This window comes from Brachybacterium sillae (genome assembly GCF_025028335.1).
Taxonomy (GTDB): Bacteria; Actinomycetota; Actinomycetes; order Actinomycetales; family Dermabacteraceae; genus Brachybacterium; species Brachybacterium sillae.
On sequence record NZ_JAFEUW010000001.1, the window covers coordinates 243,387 to 265,552 of the forward strand.

Consider the following 22,166-nt stretch of genomic DNA (forward strand, 5'->3'; position numbering starts at 1 on the left):
CGCGGCGGCGGGCCCCGCCGTCAGCTGCCGGCGAGGGGATCGATCACACCGAGGGCCAGCAGCACCAGCAGCAGCACGCCGATCACCACGCGGTACACCACGAACACCAGGTACGAGCGGTGCTCGATGAGCTTCATGAACCACACGATCACCGCGTAGCCGATCACGAACGCGATGAGGGTGGCGACGATGATCGCGGCGAGGGTCGGCTCACCGGCGGCCGCAGCGGTCTGGCGATTCTCGGCGGTCAGCAGCGGCGGCACCGCCTCCAGCGCCTTGTACAGGCCGGAGGCGAACACGGCGGGGACGGCCAGCAGGAAGGCGTAGCGGGCGGCGGCCTGACGGGTGTACCCCATGAGCAGCCCGGCGGTGATGGTGCCGCCGGAGCGGGAGACCCCGGGGATCAGTGCGAGGGCCTGGGCGAGGCCAAAGATGATGCCGTCGCGGAAGGTGAGCTTCTCCAGCGACTTGCGCTGCGGAGCGAACCGGTCGGCCACCCCGAGCAGCAGACCGAAGAGGATCAGCATCGCCGCGGTGATGTACAGGTTCCGCAGGGTGGAGTCGATGGCGTTCTCGAACAGCAGACCGAGCACACCGATCGGGATGGAGCCGATGATCACCAACCAGCCCATGCGCACGTCGGGGTCGGACTGCGGCCCCTTCCCGGCGAGGGCCCGGAACCACTTGCCGATGATGCGGGTGATGTCCCGCCAGAAGTAGATGAGCACCGCGGTCTCGGTGCCCAACTGCACGACGGCGGTGAAGGCGGCGCCCGGTTCCTTCCCCGGCATCAGCAGCTCACCGATGATGCGCAGGTGGGCGCTGGAGGAGATCGGCAGGAACTCGGTGAGGCCCTGGACGATGCCGAGGATGATCGCGTCGAGCAGGTTCACGGGGGCTCCTGGGCGGTGGGGACTGGCGGGGACGCCTCACCCTACGATCGGGGCGCGCTCAGCGGGCGGCATCCCGGCCGCGTCTGCGCCGATGTGGGGCAGGTGACAGCACAACCTCTCCACATCCGCGCAGGCTCAGCGGCGAGGTGAGCGGCGACGGTCAGTCGCGGTCGTCGTCCTCGTCGTCGTCCTCGAAGTCCTCGTCGAGGTCGTCATCCTCGTCGTCGTAGTCCTCGAAGTCGTCGAAGTCCTCGTCGTCGTCTTCGTCGAGGTCCTCGTCGTCGCCGTCGAACACCACGAACGGGGTGGCCACGTCGAAGGCCTCGAACAGGGCCTCGTCGTAGTCGTCGAAGGCGGAGGTGAGCGCGTCGGTGGCGGCGTCCAGGGCGGGGTCATCCTCGCCCCGCGAGGAGGCGCTGGCCTCGTAGTGACGCTCCAGGGCGGAGATGAGGGCGGTGAGGGCCGTGCGCGGATCCGTGCTCATGCGACGAACTTACCCCGGCGGGGCCACTCCTGAACAGCGCACCACGAGCCCGGTCCGGCAGCGCTACCCTGGCGCTTCGATGTGGCGCGGTCCTGCGCCGCCGACGAGCCGTGATCCGTGACGGAAGGAGCCCCATGCCCGCCCCCGCCCCGCACATCACGTTCATGGCGCTGGATCCCCGTCGCGCCGATGCGGACCTGCCCATTGAGGATGGCCGCACCGCCCTCGATTACGAGTTCCGGGTGGCGGTGGTGCCGCGGCGCACCTCCCTGAAGGCGCTGCGCACCGCCCTCACGGAGCAGGCGGAGTACGGCCGCTGGGAGCTGGCGCGCACCCGCCTGTATCTGGGTGGGGAGAAGAAGGTCTGGCTGCGGCGGCGGATCATCCGCGTGCGCTCCACGCTCGGCGAGACGTACTGAGGGGCGCCCCCGAGGGTCGCGGCCGCACCGGTTGTCCACATTCCCTGCGCCCGCGCCGCTATCGAGCGGCCCAAGGTGGTGGGATGACCGCATGGGAGCGGACGGGACGACGGTGCTGTGGTCGGGAAGTGTGCTGGCCTGTGCGCTGCTGCCGTGGGCGATCCTGCTGACCCTGCACGACGTGCGCAGCCACCGCCTGCCGAACCCCCTGGTCGCGGGGGCTACCCTCGCGGTGTTCGGCACCGCCGCCCTGTGCTGGCTGGCGCTGCCGGGCGACCGGGAGGTGCTGGCGTGGAGCGTCGGCATCGGCCTGGCCGTGGGTGCCGCGGCGGTCGTGCTGGCGCTCCTCTCCCCCGCCCTGCTCGGCATGGGCGATGCGAAACTCCTCGGTCCCGTCGCGGTGGTGGCCGTGGCCGCCGGGCCGGTGGCGCTGCTGGGCAGCATGGTGGTCGGGCTGGTGGTGGCGTGCTGCTGGGCCATCGCTGCCGCGCTCCGCGCCGGCACGCTGCGCACCCGCTTCCCGGCCGGGCCGGCGATCCTCGTGGCGCCGTACGGCGGGTTGCTGGTGGGGGCGCTCGGGGTCGGGTGAGGCTGCTCCGGATCGGTCAGGGAATCCGGCGCACCCTCTCAGCACTACCTTGACCCTGCGGCCGTATCGGCGCTTGCGATGCAGACGGGACCTCGGGTGAGCGCTGGCCGGAGTCCGTCCTCAGGATCGATCTGTCCGTCTCCGTTCGATCTCCTTCTCCCAGGTCCGCAGAACGTTCAGCATGCGCTCCCCATGGTCGTGCATCCGCTTGCGTGTCCAGCCTCCGACCTCGACATCCAGCGTCTTGGAGGCCTTGGCCAGCGCTGCCATGAGGGAGAACTTCAGGCTTTGGTCCTCAGCCGTGAACTGCCCGACCTTGGGGAGGGGCATGAGGTTGTTTCGCCGGGAGTTCTCCGTGCGGGTCATCACGCACAGGTTCCCGAAGTGGTCGGCCTGCTCGATGGGCAGTCTCTCGTGGCCCGGGGACGGCTGCACCGGGTAGAAGTGCTCCACCGACGTTCGGTACCGGAACCGGAATTTCGGCGCGCCTTGGTCGAGCGCCGTCCGCTCCTCCTGGGCCAGCAGATTCAGGATCCGGTCGGCGGCGGACTTCCGGTGCGCACTCCACTGGATGGCGGACTCCAGGTGCGCACTCCACAGGATGTAGTCGAGAACGTTGAACAGGAAGTTCGGCACGCTCGTGCCCGCGTGGGCCACGGCGTCGAAGTCGTACTGGGAGAGACGTTCCGCGCCAAGGGATTCGAGCATGTCAGACATCTCTTCCGGGTCACCCCCTTGCTCGTCCAGCCACCGCAGGATCCGGAACAGGAAGTACTTGAAAGTGCGCCGTGTGTCCGTGACCTGGAACATCGCCTGCAGGGCGCGGACCCGGTCCGCGTCGTCCCGGGCGAAGCTGGCGCGCGTGGAGAGTCGACGGGTGCGACCCCTCCCGTTGCCCTGGCGGTACGCCTGCTCCAGCACCCAGTTCTCCTCGTCCGGGGTGCCGGCCAGCGTGGCCCGTGTCCGGATCACGTAGGTGTCGAACAGCAGCCGGAGCTTGAGGAGCCGGAAGGCGAAGCGCCGAGAGAACTCTGCAGCGTCGCATCCGCCGCACTCGGCGCGTTTTCGGGCCTCGGCGAACTGCCGCAGCAGGTCCTTGTCGTCCAGCCGGACGGGATCGGTGTCCTCGCCCCACCGCTGGCGGGGACGCTCGTCCTGGTCGTTGACGGACATGACCTTGAGGACGTGCAGCAGGAAGTTCGGGAAGTCGATGATGCTGCCGTAGGTGCCGTCGTCGTCCTCGTCCGTGCTGGTCTGCACAGCCGCGGACTCGGCACGGACATCGCCGGCCAGCACGTCCGCCAAGGTCCTCGCACGCGAACCTCCCGTGCCGCCGCCGTCCCCTTCTTCCGTCCCGTGGGTCAACAGGGTGTGGAGGCCAGCGAAGTCCTCGCACTGCAGCTCGCACCAGTCACGCCCGAAAAGCCGATCTCGTTCACGCGTGGTGAACTGCAGCTGCAGGTGGCGGTCCAGGACGGCACTGGCGTCCCACACCCGGGCGAAGGTCGAGTGCTCCTCCCGGGGCAGCTCCGCCATCAGCTGCGCCTTGAGCACCTCATGCTTGGCGAGCTGTTCGCCGCGGGTGTTCATGATCTCGAAGTAGTGGTTGAGGTCCGTCCTTGGCGGCAGGGCCGTGCGCAGCAACCGGACACGGGTGAGCAGGTGGCGCAGGTCCTCCGTCTCGAAGACGACCTCCCCTTGCTCCTCAGGGTTCGGCCCCTTCTCCTTCGGGTTCGCTCCGAGCCCGCGCACGAGCGCGGCGTGCATGCGCGTGGCGGCGCTCCGAATGCCGGCCACGGAGAGTCCCTCGATCACATCGGTGAGCCGACTGCGGGCGAGACCGACGCCGTCGTCTCCTGCCGCCAGGAGGGCGCGGAGATCTTCCTCCGCCTGCGGCCGCCCCTCGAACCGCAGACGGGGAACGGGCAGGTCTGAGACGGACATGCCGGCGGACGGCCCCACCTCCCGTAGCGCCGCCCGGGCCACCGCGAAGAGGATCGTCAGGGTGGTGAGCCGCTGCTGACCATCCACCACCTCGTGGATCCGGTCGTCGGCGTCACCGCCGGTGTCCACGACCAGCGAGCCGATGTAATAGTCCGTGTCCGGGGTCAGACGGGAGAGACGGACGTCCGCGAGCAGGGTGTCGATCTCCGCCTCGGTCCAGGCGTAGGCCCGCTGGTAGAGGGGGACGACGTACCGCTCGCCGTCGAAGATCTCGACGATGGTGAGCACCTCCGGCGCGGGCGACGCGGTCATGGGCGCACCTCCTGGTCCGTGGCGGTCGCGGTGCGGGTGGGGGGGACAGGATCTCCCTGACAGGAGCATCCGGTTTGAGGTGGTCCGGGCCCTTCACGTCATCGATCGTCGCCCGGTCCCGGCGCAGCAGCTCTACCGGGTCGTGGGCCTGTGCGAGCAGGGCGAAGAGGTTCTGGCGGTGCCGTTCGGGGATCGACGTGTGCTTGCCGAGGGCGTGCTTCTCGACCGAGCTGCGCTGCACGCGCCGCAGACTCGCCCGCAGCAGGAAGGCGTGGCGTGCCAACACGTCTGAGGCCTCTGCGAGGTCGTCCTCCCCGAAGCGATCGGCGTAGGCGAGCAGGAGACAGCCGAACAGCAGACGTACGTAGTGGGCACCGGTGCCGGTGTCCGCCCGGCGGACGGCGTCCAGCACCGCGTGCTCCTCCGGGTCTCGTTCGGCGCGCTGACGGTCCTCCGTCTCACGCACCGCCGGCTCCGCCTCCGCCACACCGAGGCGCCGGGTGAGACGGACGTAGTGCTCCACCATCCGGAAGAACATCTCCCCGTCGATGACCGGCAGGGTGAGCTGGAAGGGGTAGGGCAGGGCGGGGATCAGGCCCTGGTCGATCAGCCGCCGGTGGCGGGTCTCGAACTCCTCGACGTAGGCCTGCGCCATGAGCACCGGATGAGCCCACCGCCGGGCGCGCTCCGGCGCGGAGGGGCGGACGCCCTTGAAGGCACCGATGTCCGCGGCCGCGAATCCGCCCGGCGGCAGGGTTTCTCCGGAGGTCCAGCGCAGCGTCGGGAAGAGCAGATCGCCGAAGAGGTGGCTGATCTCCGCCGGCGGGATGGCCTCCCACCGGGTGACCGCCGCGAGGAGATCCTCGGTGGATGTCCGGGTGCTCGCGAACTCCCGCAGATGGTAGGCCTTGAGAAGGTCGGTGGGGTCCAGGGCGCGGCCGCGAGTGTTCTGGGAGTCGAACATTTGGAAGGCCTCGTCGAGCGTGGGGACCTCCAGCTGGATCACGGAGCAGCGGTGGAGGAAGAACTTCGCGAACGCCTCCAGACGCGCGACGGTCCACGCGCTGAAGATGCCGTCGAGCCGCCGTTTGTTCTCCCGCAGCCTCTGATCGGTCCGTCCGTCCCACCGTTCGGGCAGGAGGATGCCGGAGACCAGACTCGTGACGACCTCGCTCTGCTCCGATTCCTTCGGCAGTGCGGTCGCCAGAGCGGCTGCGACCAGCCCGAAGGTGAGGTAACGCTGCTGCCCGTCGACGATGTCTAGGGTGTCGCCATCCCGGTGCACGATGATCGACCCCAGCCGGTAGGCGCCGGATGGACGGAATGTCTCGATATCGTCGACCAGCTGACTGACCTGGACCGCTCCCCAGGAGTAGGGCCGCTGATACGCCGGGATCCGGAGTCTCCCGTCCTTGAGCAGCGTGCCGACGGTGACCACGGAGGCGGTGAGCCCCTGATGACCGGGGTCGTCGCCGGTGTTCGGTGCTGGAGGCACGGGGTCCATGGTGGGCACTTTAGGCGAGGCCGGGCGGGAAGTGATTGCGGCACGAGCCCCTCGATCGTGACCATGCGGCAGCTCGACCCGGACGCCGTCCGCGACGCCGTGGCGGACGGATCGATGGCCGGGCCGTCACGCCAAGGGCAGTTCCCCCGCCTGGATCCGACGAAGCACCTCGGCCTGAGCCGCGGCCGTGTACTTCACGTTGACGTAGGGGCCGCTGTTGCTCTGGCCCTCATAACGCACGATCCCCACATGGGCGCCTTCCGGAGATGGCTCCCATCCCTCCGGCACCTTCTGCAGCAGCCCTGCATCACGCAACGCCGGGTTGAGCGTCTTCGCAGCCACCGTCACGCCTTCCGGCAGCATCCCCTGTTCCTGCCAGGCTCGGATCATGACGGAGGCGACCACCGCTTCGTCAGCACCCTCAGTTTCTGCAGGATCCCCGTCAGCCGGCGACGCCGGTGCCGTCACGGGCGGGTCCGCCGGTTCTGGGATGTCTGTCGGTGAACCGCTCACGAGGACGCCCGAATACTTTGCAGCCCTCTTGCGGACCAGGGAGAACACGGGCCCGGAGTCCTTCCACCGTGCGGAGGCCCCGAACACGATGAAGAGGTCCTTTGCGCGGGACACCGCCACGTTCATGAGCTCCAGGGTGCCGTCGATGAAGCTCGCCTTGCCGGAGTTCTCTCCATACACGGAGGAGAACAGCACAATGCTTCGCTCTGCCCCCTGGAGGGTGTGAGCCGTGCCCACGGTCACGAGCGAGGCTCGGGGCCCCATGGTCGTGCGCAGCTCGTTCTGGATCAACCGTGCCTGCGCAGCGAACGGCGTGACGACGCCGAAGACAGCCTTCTCCTTCTCCGGGTTCCCCCCTGCGTCATAGATCGTCGTGAAGTGGTCGAAGTGCTCATCGAGCCAGGTGGCGATGGCTTCTGCTTCCATCGGGTTCACCCGGCTGGAGCCCCGCCGCTGGTCTTCGGCACCGGGCACCTCGCGGAACAGGAACGGCGCGGGCACGTGACCCTCAAGTCGGTACCCCGTCGTCGGTCGCGACGGGATGAGCTGACCCTTGTAGAGGAGCTCGTTGCAGTACTCGATGATCTCCGCGTGACACCGGAAGTGCTCGGCCAGGAAGAGGCCCTCGTCGTTGTCCGGCCCATAACACCATCGGCTCGCACCGGCGGCCGCGCGCATCACGGACGACGGCTGGGAGGCTGTCAGTCCCCGACTCTCCATGACGGGCCACTCTGCCTCGAGCCCCTGAGCAAGGCCCATCTCCCGGTCGCTCTCCGGATCGATGCTCCACACGGGCGCCAGCTGTTGGACATCGCCCACCACCAGGGCGCGACGGGCCAGGCTGAACACGGAGGCGGCCAGGGAGATGTCCACCTGGCCGGCCTCATCGACGATCAACAGATCGATGCGCCCGAGGTCGTATGACACCGGTTCACCGTCCCGCGCCCACAGCGCGAAATGCTTGGGCACCTGGAACGCCGTCATCACGAGGCAGGGCGTGAGAGAGGTCAGCTGAGACCAGTACCGCTCCATGTAGCGCACCGACGTGCGGTTGCGCTCGGCAGGCGGAATGAGGTCCTCACTCCCGGCGGTGATCAGCCACTGAGCCTCATACAGGTGTACGGCCAGCCAGAACTGGGCGTGACGCACGGTCACGTCGAGGGCCTGGTCCAGGGCGAGCAGACTGGAGGCACCAGAGAGCCGCGCTGCCCGGTCCTCATCGAGCAGGCAGAGCTGCCGCAGCTCGTCCACGGCGCCGGTGACGGCGGCGGTGTACTCGCTGGTGGCACGTACCCTCGCTTCCTCTCGGGCGGCACGGTCCCGCGCGGCGCGCTCCACCAGGGCTGCCAGCTCCACAACCCGGCGAGAGTAGAACTCCACGAACGCCGCCACATCACCGAGGTCTTCGGCCGGCTCGTCCTCGTCGTAGGCCAGAGAGGCCTGCAGAGCACTGCCCGGTCCTGTCTCCCCCAGGTGGCGCCAGACGGCGAGGCGTTCGGCGTGGCGGTCCAGCTCACCGGTCAGGCGGGCCTGCTCCTCAGCCTGGGCGGAGCCTTCGTCGATCCGGTGGCGACGGTCCGTGGCGTGGCGCTGCCGCAGGAGAATCTGCCGCCGGTCCTCACTCATCCGGAGGACTTTGGCCAGCAGCTTCTTCGCCGCGGGAAGGTCCTTCGGCTCCGGCAGGCCGAGGGCGCCGGCGTAGACGCGGACAGCGTCGAGGAATCTCGCTGTTGCGGCGACCACGTAGTCAGGGGTGGAGTAGTCCGTGTAGACGCCGCCCTTCCTGTTGTCGGCCAGCAGATACCCCTTGGCTCGAGCCTCCGCTGTCTTGGCCCCCGAGGGGGCGTAGGCGGCGAGACCGCGCAGGAGGCCTTCCCCGGCACCTGACTCGACCGCAATGGGCAGCCAGCGGCAGGCGAGGGGGCCGGCATCGTCTTTGGCCACCGAGCTGAAGGAATCGATGACGTTGGTGACGGCCTGGTTATTCGTCGATGTGCCGACGATCAGCGGTGCCGAGCGGTCCTCGAGGGCATGGGTCACCAGCAAAGTGGCGACGACAGCCTGCAGCATGGTCGTCTTGCCCGTCCCGGGCGGGCCGCTCACCGCCGTCACGTCACCCTCCCCGTCGTGCAGGAACGCGTGCACGGCACGCCGCTGGGACGGCGTGAGGGGAAAACCGTCGCTCATGCTGCCCGTGGCCTTCAGAGCACTGGCGAGCAGGAGGTCCAGGTCCTCGTCGATCCCATCCTCGCTTCGCTGGGACTGCTCTCCCAGACGGAGCAGGGCATCGTAGAGAGGTGCGGCAGGGTTCTGCTCGGCGAGGTGCCTGTAGAGGTCCAGAATGGCGCCATTCGCGGTGATGACCTTGCCCGGGGTGATCCAACAGTCCTGATGCTCGGTCCCCGGTCGGTGGATGACAGCACCGACCCCGTCGGCTGCGCTGTGCAGTTCGGAGAGGTCGCAGACCCCTTCGATCATCGCCCGCACATACTCCACAACGTCGTCCCAGTCCTCCGCCCGGGACACCCGCGCCTCCCCCTCGGAAAGCCGCCACTTCCAGAAGTCTCGGAGGGTGCCCACCATGACCTCGCGGTCCCGGATGCCGGGGCCGCGGAGTCGGCTCGCCGGTATCCAGGGAAGCTGACTGGCCAGATCCGCCGAGAGCGTGCCCTCTGCATCCAGAGATGCGGGCAGCAGAACGAGACCGTCCGATGCACCTCGTCCGCTCCCGGTGACGACGGAGATGATCACGTCCAGAGGTTTGGAACGGGGCTGCCGTGCGGCCGTGAACAGTTCTTCCGTGGCCGATTCGTCCAGAATCCCGCGCTCGATCACAGCGAACGGGATGATCAGGTGAGGGCTTTTGGCATCGAAGCGCCGGTCCTCGAGGTTCACCTGGGTCTGGATCGCGCGGAAATAGTGGGTGAGAGTCTGGCTGGCGGCGTCCATGGCAATCCGTTCGGCAGGTGGCGCGTCTCATAGTGGAGACGCCCTGATTATTCTAGGCCACTCCCCGAAGGTGAACGGTCGGACCTCCGCACCGCAGCAGGCAGCAGCCCTCATCACCGGCGTCATGGTGACGAAGCGGCAGCTCGACCCCAACGCCGTCCGGGACGCCGTGGCGGACGGATCGATGGCCGGGTTCGTGCGTCTCCTCAGCTGACGGCGGCGCGCCGGCTCAGCGCACCGCACCTTCCGAATCCGCCACGGGAGCGCCGGCCACCTCGCCCCGCGCCGCCAACCACACCGCCCGCGCGAAATCGGCGAGCATCGCCCGCTGCTGTTCGCCGTCGCGGCTGAGGAACTCCCCCATCTCCTCGTGGGACTTCACCAGGTCCCACAGCGCCAGGGTGATCGCCGAGCCCACGTCCCCGGCACCGACGAACTGCGCCTGCGTGTTGTCGAGGGCCTGCTGCCGGATGTCCTCGCGGGCGATGACTCGTTCGACGGTGCGGCGGCTGAGGGAGTCGGCGTCGGCCAGGTCGAATCCGGCCCCGGCCCACGCCTCGTTGAGCCGTTGGATCACCTCATCCAGGGGCCCCATCTTCTTCTGGCGGACCATCGCGCTGCCTGCCCCCTCGCTGGGCTTCAGCGTCTCGGTGCGGTCGATCCGCAGGTCCGCGGTCCCGATCTCGTCCTGCCGGATGCCCACCAGGCGCACGTCGGAGATGTCCACCACCTCGGCCCGCTCCCCCACGGAGGGCAGGTAGCGGTCCAGGGCCCGCAGGTAGTACGCGTGCCGCAGGTACTGCGTCCCGTGGAACCGGTACACCTGGGAGAGGAAGTCGTAGAGCTTCAGGTAGGTGCGCACGTCCTTGCGCTGGATGCGCAATTCCTCCAGACGCGGGCCGTCCTCACGCTGCTGCGCATCAGCGACCTCGGCCAGGAACCGGGCGACCACCGGGTTCAGCAGCCCCTTGAGCCGCTGCTCCCCCTCGCCGGCCACCATCGCCGACACGAACGCGTCCATCTCCTCGGGCGTGTACAGCCCGGAGCCGTCCAGCTTGACCATCACCTCGGCCAGCCGGGCCGGGTCGGTCACCTTCTCCAGTTCGGCGCCCTCGTAGTACGGGCGGAACGCGGCGAGGATGTCCTCCTCGTTGTTGACGAAGTCCAGCACGAAGGTCTTGTGCTTGCCCGGCATGGTGCGGTTGAGCCGGCTGAGGGTCTGCACCGCCAGGACGCCGTCGAGCTTCTTGTCCACATAGAGGGCGGACAGCTTGGGCTGGTCGAAGCCGGTCTGATACTTGTTCGCCACGATCATCACGGCGTAGTCATCCGTGTCCAGGGCGGCGGCCAGGTCCGCGGGCGCGCCGGGGTTGGCGCGGGCCTCGGTGACGGGGTCGGCCCCGGGCATCTCCGGGTCCTGCACCTCACCAGAGAACGCCACCAGGGTGCCGTAACCCAGCTCGGGCCGGCCGGCCAGGTAGGTGTCCATGGCGGTCTTGTACCGCAGGGCGGCCAGGCGGGAGTCGGTGACCACCATCGCCTTGGCCTGCCCACCGAGCAGGTGGGCGACGTTCGCGTGGAAGTGCTCCACGATGATCTCGACCTTCTGCGCGATCGTCTCCGGGTGCAGCTTCACCCAGCGGCGCAGCTGGCTGGCGGCGGCCTCCTGATCCACTTCCTCACCGGCCATGCCCTCGGGGAGACGGCCGCGGGCGTCGAACTCATCGAGTCGCCCGGTCTCGCTGAGCCGGGCGAGCTGGAAGGCGGTCTGGTAGGTGGTGTAGTTCTGCAGCACGTCCAGGATGAAGCCCTCCTGGATGGCCTGCTTCATGGGGTAGCGGTGGAAGGAGACGGGGATCAGCTCCCCGTTCTCGTCCCGCTGCTCTCCCGGCCGCCCGAACAGCTCCAGCGTCTTGGGTTTCGGGGTGGCGGTGAAAGCCAGGTAGCTGATGTTCGGGGTCGGGCCGGTGGCCTCCACCTCGGCGGAGAGCACAGCCTCCACGCCCACCTCACCGCCGTCGTCCAGGTCGGCCTGCTCGGCGGGGCTGAGGACGCGGCGCAGCTTCGCGGCAGCAGTGCCGGTCTGGGAGGAGTGGGCCTCGTCGGCCACGACGGCGTAACGGCGCCCGGCCAACGCGGGCTCGTCCTGCAACGCCTGCAGCACGGACGGGAACGTCTGCAAGGTGACCACCAGGATGCGGTTGCCGCGCTGCAGGGTGTCCGTCACCAGCTGGGACTTGGAGGTGTGGCCGGCGGCGTGGACGGTGCGGTCGTTGACGGCGACGACGGTGCCCGGCGTGGTCTCGATGGCCAGGATGGCGCGCTGGAGCTGGTCGTCCAGGACGGTGCGGTCGGTGACGACGATGACCGAGTCGAACTCCTTGACCCCGTCCCGGTGCAGGCGCAGCAGCTGGTGGGCGGTCCAGGCGATGGTGTTGGTCTTCCCGGAGCCAGCGGAGTGCTCGATCAGGTACTTCTGCCCGGCCCCGTGCTCGGCGGCGTCCTCGAGCACGGCCGTCACGGCCTCCCACTGGTGGTAGCGGGGGAAGATGATCCGGCGGCTCACGGTGCGCTTGCCGGTGGTCGCGTCCGTGCGGGTCTTCTCCTCGGCGAACACGAACTTCTGGAGGATGCCGAGCCAGGCGTCCTTGTCCAGAACGCGCTGCCACAGGTAGGCGGTGTCCGAGCCGTCCGGGTTCGGCGGGTTGCCGGCGCCGCCGTCGTGGCCCAGGTTGAAGGGCAAGAACGCGGTGGCCTGCCCGTTCAACTGGGTGGTCATCATGACCTCGCGGTCCGAGACGGCGAAGTGCACCACGGCCCGGGTGCCGTGCCCGAACAACGGCGTGGCCCGGTGGTTGCGGTCCCGGTACTGCTTCACCGCGTCCTGGACGGTCTGGGTCAGGTCCGTCTTGAGCTCGAGGGTGGCGACGGGGATGCCGTTGACGAACAGCACCAGGTCCACGGACTCGCCGGAGGTGGGGTGGAAGTGCACCTGCTGCATGACGCGCACCCGCATGGCCGCGTACTGGCGGGCAGCCTCCGGGTTCTTGGCCGTGACCGGCTTCGGGTAGGCCAGGCGCACGGTGCCGCGCACCGGGTCCGTCAGACCCCGACGCAGGGTGGTGATGGAGCCCCCGACCTTCGGGTTCGGGTTGTCCAGCTGCGTGGTGAGGGTGCGCAGCAGGCGCTCGCGCTGGTTCTGCTGGGTGGCCGACGACGCCGTCGCGTCCACCAGCTGGGCCCACACCTCGGGCTGGGACTCGGCGAGGAAGTCGAACAGGTCCGGCGGGTAGAGGGCGCGGACCCTGTCATAGCCCTCGTCATGGGGCGAGTGGAGCCAGCCGTGGTCGGCGAGGTGCTCGCAGATGGTCCGTTCGAAGGCGGCTTCCGGGGGCAGGTGCTGCGTGCTCATGCGGCGGACTCCTCTGCGGGGATCTCCAACTGGCCGGTGACGGCGGCGGTGATGAGCGCGGCCCGGCGCTCCTGCGCGAGCTCGATGAACCGCTCGGCCTTGGCGATGAGGGTGTCGATCTTCGCGGTCTCGCGGTCCAGGCGGTCCGCGATGGCGCGCTGTTCGTTGAGGGGTGGGACGGGAATCAAAGTCTGGCGCAGAGCTCTTTCGTTCAGAGACGGGACCGCTCCCGGTTGCACCAGAGCCTCGAGGGACAGCCCTTGAAGTGCGTAGAAAGCGTAACGCGGCCAGAGTTTCCCACTGGGCGTGAGCGCGAGCATATTGTTATCAACAAGGGAGGGGCGATCAACAATGCGGATCCGCCCCAGCAGAAGAGCCGCCCCGATTTTTGCCATAACAAGGGTCCCCCCGGGAAGTACTGCGGCCCCAAGATCGTTCGCCGTCTCAGCGCTCACCGTGTCTTCGGGCTCCGTCAGAACGCCATCGGATCCGGCCCTCCCTAGCGCCTTTACCTTATAGAATGCAATCTCTTCATCCTTAATTCCCTGGAGCGCTGGTGGGAAACCCGTTCCCCCTCGGGTTTTAAAGAGGCGACGCATGGCAATCCCGGGGGAAGGGTTGTCATCCCGGACTGCTCGACGGACCATCGCAATCCGACGCTCCGTCAGCCCCTGAACCAGCCCCAGCTGCTTCTCGATCAGGGCGTCGATCGTGGCGGTCTCGCGGTCAAGGTAGTCCGCGATGCGCTGCTGCTCCTCGGGATCAGTGACAGGCACCTCCAGGGAAGCAAGATCGGCCGCCGTCACTGCAGTGAAAGTCGATCCGGTCGCCTTAGCATTAAGAAGGTCCGAACTGGAAGAGACGAACCAGTATAGGTAATCAGGATCCGCACGCCACGCCCGAATCGCCGCCACGCCGCGACCGATTCCCAATGGCATCGTAGCCATGTTCGTTGCGCCGACCGGGGCCCGGACGGAAACGAGGACATCCCCCGGAAGCGCCACCTTCGGTGCAACATCACACTGCCACTTCGGAGTCGGGGTCCGCGCCCCGAACTCGGCATTGCCTTGAATGAACGGCAGCCCCTCACCAAGCTCACTGACGTCATCCGAAGCCGGAGACTGCCCCGCAATGACCGTTGCCAGACGTTTCAGTGGCACGCTCACCGCTCCGACACCTCCTGCAGCAGCTCCATGATCTCGGCGGTCAGCTGTTTGAGCTCGGCGTCGATCTCCTCGAGCGGGCGCGGGGGCTCGTACGTGTAGAACAGTCGGGTGAACGGGATCTCGTAGCCGATCTTCGTCTTGGACTCGTCGATCCACGCGCCCGGCACGTGCGGGGCCACCTCGGTCTGGAAGTACTCGTCGACGCTCCGCTCGAACGGCACCAGCTCGGTGTCCCGCAGGGCCGGGTCCGGCATCGGGCGGCCCTTGGCGTCCGTCACCACCACGGCCTCGGGATCATGCACGCCGATCGCTCCGATCAGTGCTTTCACCAGCGGCGCTCCGGCCGGGGCATCATGCTCGCGCAGGGCCTTTTTCAGGTCCAGGGAGAACGTGGCCTGTCGGTCCCAGACCTGGCCTCGCAGGGACGCGAGGGCGTCGGTGAGTGCCGCCCGTGCGTCGTCGTCCAGCTTCTGCGCTGCCTTGGTCGCCAGGGCTGCCGCCTCCGTGGCCTCGTCCACCTCGAAGCGCAGCTGCAGCGGCCGCTCCACGGTGATCTCCTGGTACCCGAACGCGTCCGGGGTGAGGACCTTGGAGAACGGGGCGTCCTCCTCGGTCTGCTGGTCGAATGCGGCGTGGATGCGCAGGATCCGCTCCCGGTCCGCGTCCGAGACCTCCTTGTTCTTGGAGCCCACGTTGCGGCGCAGCTTCGTGAAGAACGTCCGCGCGTCGATCAGCTGGACCTTCCCGCGGCGGCGGGCGGCCTTGTTGTTGTCCAGGATCCACATGTACGTGGCGATGCCCGTATTCATGAACATGTCCGTGGGCAGCGCGACGATCGCCTCCACCAGGTCCGACTCCAGCAGCCAGCGGCGGATCTCCGAGGGGCCCGAACCCGCCCCACCCGTGAACAGCGGGGAGCCATTGAGCACGATGCCCGCCCGTCCCCCGCCCTGCGAGGGCAGGCGCAGCTTCGAGGCCACCAGCTGCAGGAACAGCATCTGCCCGTCGCTGATGGCCGGTGCCCCGCCCGGGAAACGGTTGGCGGCCCCGCCGCGGGCGATCTCCTCCATCACCGCCTTCTGCGAGGCCTTCCAGTCGCCGCCGTAGGGCGGGTTGGAGAGCACGTAGTCGAAGCGGTGGCCGGCGTGGTGGTCGTCCTTGAGGGTGTCCCCGCGGGCGATGTTCTCCGCGTTCTTCCCGCGGCCGATCAGGTCCGACTTGCAGATGGCGTAGGACTGGTCATTCAGCTCCTGGCCGTACAACTCGGTGCGGGCGTTCGGGAAGCGCGAGGTGAGGCGGTCCTCCAGGATGGAGAGCATGCCGCCGGTGCCGGCCGTGGGGTCGTAGACGTGCCGGATGGCGTGGCGGCCGGCGTCGAGCTCCTCCGTGCGCTCGGCCAGCAGCAGATCCACCAGCAGGGCGACCGCGTCCCGCGGGGTGAAGTGCTCGCCGGCGGTCTCGTTGGAGGCGGCGGCGAATTGGCGGATCAGGTCCTCGAACATGGTGCCCATGTCCGCGTTGGACAGGGCCTCAGGCCCGAGGTCCATGGCCGCGAAGGCCTGGAGCACGAGCAGCAGGCGGCCGTGGTCCTCCAGCTTGTCCACGGTCTTCTCGAACTCGTAGTGCTGGAACAGGTCCGCGACGTTGCGGGAGAACCCGGTGACGTACGCGCGCAGGTTCTGGGCGGCGGCGTCCGGGTCCTCGAGGATGCCCTGCAGGTCATAGGGCGAGGTGTTGTGGAACATCAGGCCCGTGCGGTCCCGGACGAGGCTCGGCAGGATCGCCGGCGGCGTCGACGTCGCGAGGTCCCGCATGGTCTGCCGGTGCGGGGCCATGAGCTGCTCCATGCGCCGCAGGATGGTCAGCGGGAGCACGACCATGCCGTACTGGTTGGGCTTGTACACCCCGCGCAACTGATCCGCGATCCCCCAGATGAACGAGGCCAGGGCCTGCGGTGTGGTGCGATCAGGGGTGGACATGCGGCCTCCCGGGATGTCGTGCGGAGCGTGACGAAGAGCATTGTCGCAGGCGCACGCACGGGGTGGCGGGAGGAGGCGACGCATGCAGTGCCGGCTGGGGTCGGCCGTGGACATGGGGGCGGTGATGCGCGAGCACATCTCGTCGGCTGGGGCTCGCTGGACTGCCTGATGTGCAACGGGCTCGGCACGGCAGCCGCACCCCCGCGTGCTGCCGCCCAGAGCGCGCCTCATGGCTAAGCGGTGAGGATGCGCTGTGTGAACGGTCGGCGTCCTCAGACCCTTAGCCCCTCATGCACACACGTCCACCTTCTTGTCTATCTAGGGCGTGTTGTCAAACTTTGCTGGTCAGCCAGTGGAGGGTCGCGGCGAGCGAGATGGCCGCGGCGTAGCTGCGGGCGGTCTTGCAGGTGCGCATCGCGATGCCGCGCCATTGCTTGAGCTTGGCGAAGCACCGCTCGATCACGTTGCGTCCACGGTAGACCTCGGGGTCGAAAGCGGGCGGGCGTCCGCCGGCTGAGCCGCGTCGGCGCCGGTGCGCGGCCTGGTCTTGCCGGTCGGGGATGGTGATCGAGTCGATGAGCCGGGCCATCAGCTCGCGGCCGTGGCGCCGGTTCTCGTGGCGGTAGACGGCGATCATGCGCTGGTAGACGCTCCAGGTGACCTCGACCTCGACGTGGGCGTCGTCGGCGAACAGGGTGTCCAGTCGGTCCTTCTGCTTGTCGTTGAGCAGGTCGACGCCGGTGGACAGGGTCCGGCGGGCGGCATAGAGCGGGTCGCCCTTGCGGCCGCGGTGCACACAGATGGCCTGCTGAACTCGCCGTCGGCACTCATCGAGCGCCTCGCCAGCGAGGCGCGTGACGTGGAAGGGATCTAGCACGGTCACCACGTCGGGCAGTTCCTCGACGGCGGCGGTCTTGAACCCGGTGAAGCCGTCCATCGCGACCACCTCCACGCCGTCGCGCCACTCCTGCGGGCGGTCGGCCAGCCAGGTCTTGAACGCCTGCTTGGAGCGTCCTTCGACCATGTCCAGCCGCCGTGCCGGGCCGGTGCCATCTCGCACTGGGGTGAGGTCGATGATCACGGTGACGTACCTGTCGCCGCGACGGGTGTGCCTCCACACGTGCTCATCGACCCCGACGGCCTTCACCCCCTCGAAGCGGTGCTCCTCGTCGATCAGCACCCGCTTGCCCTCGGCCAGAACGGCGTCGTTGGCGGTGTCCCAGGCCACCCCGAGCCCCTCGGCGACCCGAGCCACGGTCAGGTGCTGGACCACGATCCCTTCCAGCGCCCACCGCAGAGCGCGCCGAGACAACGTGGCCCGGGGCTCGGCCGCGGCGGTGGTGTCCTGGCGCCACACATACCCGCAGCCGCTGCAGCGGTAACGGCGCACGACGACCTCCAGCGTCGTGGGCCGCCAGCCCAGTGGTTCGTGGGCAAGCCGTCGGACCACGGTGTCACGTGGTCTCCCTTCGCAGCCGCAGCGCCGGCACCACTGGTCGGGCTCGACCACCTGGCAGGCCAATACGGCACGATCCGGCTCGAGTCGCTGCCCGGTGACAACGAGGCCGAGTTCGTCGAGGCGGCAGAAGGCAGTCAGGTCGGGGCTGGCGAACGCATCAGCGCGCCCGCCGACGGTAGCGTCGTGCACGTCGAGGTCTTTCGGGCTGAGTGTGTAGGAGCTCTCATCCTCGGGAGACCTCGACCTCTATCCGGCCACCGACGCGCCGGCCCGCCGCACGACGTGCGCTACACCCTCATCTGGGAAGAGCCGCGAAACGCTTCAACCCTCGTGGCGGGGTCTTGACGAGCCTCCAAAGTCAGCCTCGTCGCGCGTTCGCGGAGCCCGTAGGGATACTTCCGTGGCGCTGGCATGCTCTGCATCCTTCCGTTAGATCAGAGCCTCCACCAAACCCGGGATGCTTCAGGGTGTGATTACGCAGCCGTCGGCAGCGTAGCGGTGTTGCCGGTCTCGTAGAGGACCGGCGGGACGTAGCGGCACCACGAATGGCGTCGCTTGGTGTTGTAGCGGACGGGCCACCTGAAGACCTGCCCGCGGCAGACCAGTTCGTTGCTCCAGCAGGCGGCGTCTTGGAGAACCTCGCGCTTCATGGTGGCGTTGAACGACTCGGCCAACGCGTTGTCCGCGCTGGACCCGACGGCGCCCATGGACTGGGTGACGCCGAGCTTGCGGCAGAGCTTGGCGTAGTCCTTCGAGCAGTAGACCGACCCGTGGTCGCTGTGAAATACGCTGCCCTTGAGGGTGCCCCGGGTTGCGGCGGCGGCCTTCAACGCGTCCTCGACGAGCTCGGTACGCATGTGGTCAGCGATGGCCCACCCGACAAGCCGACGGCTGTAGCAGTCGATCACGGTCGCCAGGTAGAGGTTCGTGCCGTCGGCGATCGGCAGGTAGGTGATCTCGCCGACGTAGCGCAGCCCTGGCGCCGGGGCGGTGAAGTCGCGCTTGAGCAGGTCGGGGTACTTCTGGCCAGACGGTTCGGGGATCGTGGTCCCCTGTGCGTCAGGATGGGGTGAGACACCAGCACTGCTGACCTTCGCACTGCACGGGGCGAGAACGGACCAATACTGAGATGACGATGACGGTTGCTGACGTCGGCACCGATGATGGGGCTATGGCTCCTCGTGCTGACCGGCCCAAGAGGCGGACGTTCACCGCCGAGTTCAAAGCGGCGATCCTGGCCGAGTACGACGCCGCGGACCGCTCTGGGCGTGGGGAGATCCTGCGCCGGGAGGGCCTGTACACCTCCCACATCATCGAGTGGCGCAAGGCCGCGGCCGCCGGCTCGCTGTCCGGGCTGGGCAGCAAGCCGCGGGACCGGCGCGAGCGGGAGCTGCAGGCGCTACGGGCCCGGGTGGAGAAGGCCGAGGCCGAGCTGGCCAAGACCAGGGCGGCGCTGGACCTGATGGGAAAAGCACACGCGCTCTTGGAGACGCTCTCCGAGAGCGCGGACAAGCCGCCGCGGTCGCCGCGGTGATCAACCCGGCCGTCGACGGGCTGGCCGAGCACGTCGGCACCGCGGCTGCGTGCGCGCTGCTGGGTCGCTCCCGCGCCAGTCACTACCGGGCCAAGAACCCGCCACCGCCACGTCCACGGACACCGCGGCCGGCACCGGCGAACAAGCTGTCCGCCGCCGAGCGAACCCACGTGCTGGCCGTGTTGACCAGCCAGCGGTTCGCGGACAAGTCGGTCGCCCAGGTCTGGGCCACGCTGCTGGACGAGGGCACCTACCTGTGCTCGATGTCCACGATGCACCGGATCCTGCGCGAGCACGACATGGCCGGGGAACGGCGCCGGCAGGCGAGCCACCCGCCCCGGACCCGGCCCGAGCTCGTCGCGACGGCGCCGCCATGGAGTCCTTCTTCGCCCTCCTGCAGAAGAACGTCCTGGACCGTCGCCGACGGGCCATCAGGCAGGACCTGCGCATCAGCATCGTCACCTGGCTCGAGCGCACCTACCACCGCCGCCGGCGCCAGGACCGCCTCGGTCGGTTGACGCCCATCGAGTACGAGGCCACCATGGCCACAGTCGCCCCCCAGGCGGCCTGACCCAACCTGTCACTTACCCGTGCAGCAGTCCCGTGAGCAAATGTGGAGGGTAGAAATTACAACGACGGCCGCACCGTCGCCGAGCTGGCACCTCTCCCTAAAGCTCTTCGTAAACAGACGAGTTAAAGACTCTAGATTCGAAGTCTGCGTGTCCTGCTGCTCTCAGCGCCTCTAGGACATGGGGCTTCATCCGAAAAGCAAAATTAGGTTGATTGAGCAGGCAGCGGATGTCGTCGGTGTCGCTGGTTGAGGTGGCAGCAAAACTCCACCAGCCGGTCAAGACATCACCGTTCTTGAGCCGAAGTTCGGTTTCTTTTGCTACCCAACCTGTCGCCCTGATTGATCGCAGCGTTTCGATAAACCCAGTCGAAGCCACGATTGATGGGCCGGTCGTCCAGACCAGATCACGAAGTTTCATACCGCTGCCGCTTTGCTTGTACCAGAACTGGACATCGACTTCTTCGAATCTGCCGTCAGCGATCAGGTCGTTGATCCCACCGTCATGCCACGGAGACTGTCTGCCTCTCGGTGAGTCTGGATCGATGCCCTCCCAGTCCCGGGAGCCATAACCTTGCCACTCCAGCAATGCCCAGAGATTGGAGGAACCGGAATAAGCCTGTACCTCAAACCACTTGATGTCTGCTGCTAGCTTCTTTGACATAATTATCCTAGATTATACCAAAGCTGCATCTAGCAGCCGTAGAAATTCTTGTACTTGTTATGCATCTGCTTCTGTTTAGCTCGAATCTTGACTTTACTTGGATTCCGGTTGGCTTTGAGCCAGTTCTCCCAGTCTTTGTTGTACTGCCTGGCCATGCTCTGGTGGTTGTTCTTACGTCCCTTAGTCGAGTTCCACCACACCAAGTACTTAACCGGCTCTTCACGAACGAGGGTGTAGTCGGTTGAGCGCGTCGGTGGCCGGGTAGGTGTCGAGGTCTCCCGGATGATGGAAGTTCTTCACGCTCGCCATCCCGAAAGACCTCGACGTGCTCCACCCTACTTTCGCGGCTCTTCACGGTTCGTGGTGATGGAGAGCGTCGCGTCGCTGGCGTAGAGCGGCTCGTGGTCCTGCTGTGATGGGTGTTGTCAAGACATCCATATCTCAGAGGACCACGAGCCTGTGTATGAGAGTACTGGTCCGCAGCGTGATGCTGCGAGCACGATCTTCAACCTGCCCGACTACCGCGTCGTTGACGCGATCGACCTGTCCGACGGAGGGCGTCAAGTGGTGATCGCCTCGAGCGTCCCACCCGGGTGCCCGTCGTGCGGGGTGATCGCGACGAAGGTCCACTCCCGCCGGTCCCAGCACGTCCGGGACGTCCCCGTGGCCGGGACGGTTCAGGTGGTGTGGGCCAAGCGGCGCTGGTTCTGCCTCGAGCCGGCCTGCGCCCGGCGCACGTTCTGGGAAGCCACCGACCAGGTCCCCCGATACGCACGCTCGACCACCCGGCTGCGCGATCAGGTCGTCTCTGCGGTGATCACCTCGGGCCGGGCGGCCTCGGAAGTCGCTCAGGCCCATGGCGTCTCGTGGTGGCTGGTCCAGGCCGCGCTGGCGGCTGCCGCCGTGGCCCTGCCTGCCGTTGACGAGGTGCCGGTGACGCGCCTGGGCATCGATGAGCACCGCTACCGGTCGGTGCGCTGGTTCCGCACCGACGACGGTGTCTGGAGACGGTTCGAGCCCTGGATGACGACCCTGGTCGACCTGACCACTGGGCAGGTCCTCGGTATCGTCGACGGCCGGGACTCCACCGCCGTCGGTACCTGGCTCGCCCAACGCTCCGAGCTCTGGCGGGAGCGGATCGAGGTCGTCGCCATCGATCCCTCAGCGGCGTTCCGCAAAGCACTGCGGACCTACCTGCCCCGCGCTGCGGTATCGGTCGACAAGTTCCACCTCGTCAAGCTGGGAAACGACACGGTCACCACTGTCAGGCAGCGCCTGGCCCGCACCCACCACGATCGTCGCGGTCGCAAGGACGATCCGGCCTGGGCGCACCGGATGCTGCTGCTGCGAGGCGCTGACACCCTCACCCCGCACGCCTGGGAGCGGCTCGAGGACGTGTTTGGCACCGATGACCCCACCGACGAGCTCTCCGCCGCCTGGGGCATCAAGGAGCAGCTCCGCCGCCTGCTGGCCACCGACACCCTGGCCCAGGCCTGGAACGAACGGATGCGGATGGGCTACTTCGTCCAGATCGCGAACATTCCCGAGGCGACCAAGCTCTACGACACCATCGTGACCTGGTGGGACGCGATCGAGGTCCTCATCCTCACCGGCAAGACCACCGCCCGGGTCGAGGCAGCGAACACGGGCATCAAGAACATCAAACGCACCGGCCGCGGCTTCCGCAACGCCGAGAACTACCGGATGCGTATCCTGCTGACCAGCGCCGCGAGAACCGCAGCGTGAATACCCGCCACAGCAGACCCATTCACCACGA

13 protein-coding genes and 5 pseudogenes are annotated in these 22,166 nt (G+C 67.8%); 6 read left to right on the forward strand and 12 right to left on the reverse strand.

Translation table 11 applies throughout. The features are described from left to right. Positions 1–20: 20 nt before the first annotated feature. Together JSY14_RS01110 and JSY14_RS01115 are read right to left on the reverse strand one after the other, a co-directional pair. Positions 21–893: an undecaprenyl-diphosphate phosphatase gene (locus JSY14_RS01110; RefSeq protein ID WP_259556894.1), complete on the reverse strand. Its 873-nt coding sequence runs from the start codon at positions 891–893 to the stop codon at positions 21–23. A 160-nt stretch (positions 894–1,053) separates the two neighbouring features. After that, complete coding sequence (locus tag JSY14_RS01115) at positions 1,054–1,377, reverse strand: DNA primase (RefSeq protein WP_259556896.1); 324 nt, start codon at positions 1,375–1,377, stop codon at positions 1,054–1,056. A 134-nt stretch (positions 1,378–1,511) separates the two neighbouring features. Here JSY14_RS01115 and JSY14_RS01120 point away from each other — a divergent pair, with 134 nt between their 5' ends. After that, complete coding sequence (locus tag JSY14_RS01120; protein ID WP_259556898.1) at positions 1,512–1,796, forward strand: DUF5703 family protein; 285 nt, start codon at positions 1,512–1,514, stop codon at positions 1,794–1,796. 91 nt (positions 1,797–1,887) lie between these two features. Then, positions 1,888–2,385, forward strand: a complete 498-nt coding sequence (locus tag JSY14_RS01125; protein ID WP_259556899.1) for a prepilin peptidase — start codon at positions 1,888–1,890, stop codon at positions 2,383–2,385. A 120-nt stretch (positions 2,386–2,505) separates the two neighbouring features. Here the strand turns inward: JSY14_RS01125 and JSY14_RS01130 are convergent, their stop codons facing one another. From JSY14_RS01130 to JSY14_RS01140, 3 genes and pseudogenes are all read right to left on the reverse strand, one after another. After that, positions 2,506–4,641, reverse strand: a complete 2,136-nt coding sequence (locus JSY14_RS01130; protein WP_259556900.1) for a DUF262 domain-containing protein — start codon at positions 4,639–4,641, stop codon at positions 2,506–2,508. A gap of 106 nt (positions 4,642–4,747) precedes the next feature. Further along, positions 4,748–6,145 (reverse strand): annotated as a pseudogene (locus tag JSY14_RS12625) (DUF262 domain-containing protein); the annotation flags it as partial. A gap of 126 nt (positions 6,146–6,271) precedes the next feature. Continuing rightward, positions 6,272–9,607 carry an AAA domain-containing protein gene (locus JSY14_RS01140; RefSeq protein WP_259556902.1) on the reverse strand — a complete coding sequence of 1,112 codons (3,336 nt, stop codon included), beginning with the start codon at positions 9,605–9,607 and terminating at the stop codon, positions 6,272–6,274. Positions 9,608–9,677: 70 nt separating this feature from the next. On the opposite strand from JSY14_RS01140, the gene JSY14_RS01145 reads away from it, so the two are divergent. Continuing rightward, a complete protein-coding gene (locus JSY14_RS01145) occupies positions 9,678–9,821 on the forward strand; it encodes a hypothetical protein (protein WP_259556903.1) in 144 nt (47 codons plus the stop codon). 15 nt (positions 9,822–9,836) lie between these two features. On the opposite strand, the gene JSY14_RS01150 is transcribed toward JSY14_RS01145, so the two are convergent. The 6 genes and pseudogenes from JSY14_RS01150 to JSY14_RS01175 all read right to left on the reverse strand — a co-directional run. Further along, positions 9,837–13,019, reverse strand: coding sequence for a type I restriction endonuclease subunit R (locus JSY14_RS01150; RefSeq protein ID WP_259556904.1), 3,183 nt, complete (start codon positions 13,017–13,019; stop codon positions 9,837–9,839). After that, on the reverse strand, positions 13,016–14,185 hold the full coding sequence (locus JSY14_RS01155; protein ID WP_259556905.1) for a restriction endonuclease subunit S: 1,170 nt from the start codon (positions 14,183–14,185) through the stop codon (positions 13,016–13,018). The genes JSY14_RS01150 and JSY14_RS01155 overlap by 4 nt, the downstream gene beginning before the upstream one ends. Next, the gene (locus tag JSY14_RS01160; RefSeq protein WP_259556906.1) at positions 14,182–16,164 is read right to left on the reverse strand and encodes a type I restriction-modification system subunit M; all 1,983 of its coding nucleotides are present in this window, start codon (positions 16,162–16,164) and stop codon (positions 14,182–14,184) included. Before JSY14_RS01160 ends, JSY14_RS01155 begins: the two co-directional genes overlap by 4 nt. 331 nt (positions 16,165–16,495) lie before the next feature. Then, positions 16,496–16,642 (reverse strand): annotated as a pseudogene (locus JSY14_RS12490) (transposase); the annotation flags it as partial. Between the two features lie 84 nt (positions 16,643–16,726). Continuing rightward, positions 16,727–17,812, reverse strand: a pseudogene (locus JSY14_RS01170) (ISL3 family transposase); the annotation flags it as partial. Positions 17,813–18,096: 284 nt separating this feature from the next. Next, positions 18,097–18,672, reverse strand: a pseudogene (locus JSY14_RS01175) (IS3 family transposase); the annotation flags it as partial. A 122-nt stretch (positions 18,673–18,794) separates the two neighbouring features. Here JSY14_RS01175 and JSY14_RS01180 point away from each other — a divergent pair. Together JSY14_RS01180 and JSY14_RS01185 are read left to right on the forward strand one after the other, a co-directional pair. Next, complete coding sequence (locus tag JSY14_RS01180) at positions 18,795–19,157, forward strand: transposase (RefSeq protein WP_259556907.1); 363 nt, start codon at positions 18,795–18,797, stop codon at positions 19,155–19,157. A 361-nt stretch (positions 19,158–19,518) separates the two neighbouring features. Next, positions 19,519–19,728: pseudogene (locus JSY14_RS01185) on the forward strand (IS3 family transposase); the annotation flags it as partial. Positions 19,729–19,825: 97 nt separating this feature from the next. Here the strand turns inward: JSY14_RS01185 and JSY14_RS01190 are convergent. Next, positions 19,826–20,389, reverse strand: coding sequence for a hypothetical protein (locus JSY14_RS01190; RefSeq protein ID WP_259556908.1), 564 nt, complete (start codon positions 20,387–20,389; stop codon positions 19,826–19,828). 459 nt (positions 20,390–20,848) lie between these two features. On the opposite strand from JSY14_RS01190, the gene JSY14_RS01195 reads away from it, so the two are divergent. Then, positions 20,849–22,135, forward strand: a complete 1,287-nt coding sequence (locus JSY14_RS01195) for an ISL3 family transposase (protein ID WP_259556910.1) — start codon at positions 20,849–20,851, stop codon at positions 22,133–22,135. Positions 22,136–22,166 lie beyond the last annotated feature (31 nt).

What these genes read in the sequence shown, in the direction of transcription:
- JSY14_RS01190 (WP_259556908.1), bottom strand. Translation starts at nt 20,389, where the DNA reads ATGTCAAAGAAGCTAGCAGCAGACATCAAGTGGTTTGAGGTACAGGCT.
- JSY14_RS01140 (WP_259556902.1), bottom strand. Translation starts at nt 9,607, where the DNA reads ATGGACGCCGCCAGCCAGACTCTCACCCACTATTTCCGCGCGATCCAG.
- JSY14_RS01115 (WP_259556896.1), bottom strand. Translation starts at nt 1,377, where the DNA reads ATGAGCACGGATCCGCGCACGGCCCTCACCGCCCTCATCTCCGCCCTG.
- JSY14_RS01180 (WP_259556907.1), top strand. Translation starts at nt 18,795, where the DNA reads ATGGCTCCTCGTGCTGACCGGCCCAAGAGGCGGACGTTCACCGCCGAG.
- JSY14_RS01150 (WP_259556904.1), bottom strand. Translation starts at nt 13,019, where the DNA reads ATGAGCACGCAGCACCTGCCCCCGGAAGCCGCCTTCGAACGGACCATC.
- JSY14_RS01160 (WP_259556906.1), bottom strand. Translation starts at nt 16,164, where the DNA reads ATGTCCACCCCTGATCGCACCACACCGCAGGCCCTGGCCTCGTTCATC.
- JSY14_RS01120 (WP_259556898.1), top strand. Translation starts at nt 1,512, where the DNA reads ATGCCCGCCCCCGCCCCGCACATCACGTTCATGGCGCTGGATCCCCGT.
- JSY14_RS01130 (WP_259556900.1), bottom strand. Translation starts at nt 4,641, where the DNA reads ATGACCGCGTCGCCCGCGCCGGAGGTGCTCACCATCGTCGAGATCTTC.
- JSY14_RS01125 (WP_259556899.1), top strand. Translation starts at nt 1,888, where the DNA reads ATGGGAGCGGACGGGACGACGGTGCTGTGGTCGGGAAGTGTGCTGGCC.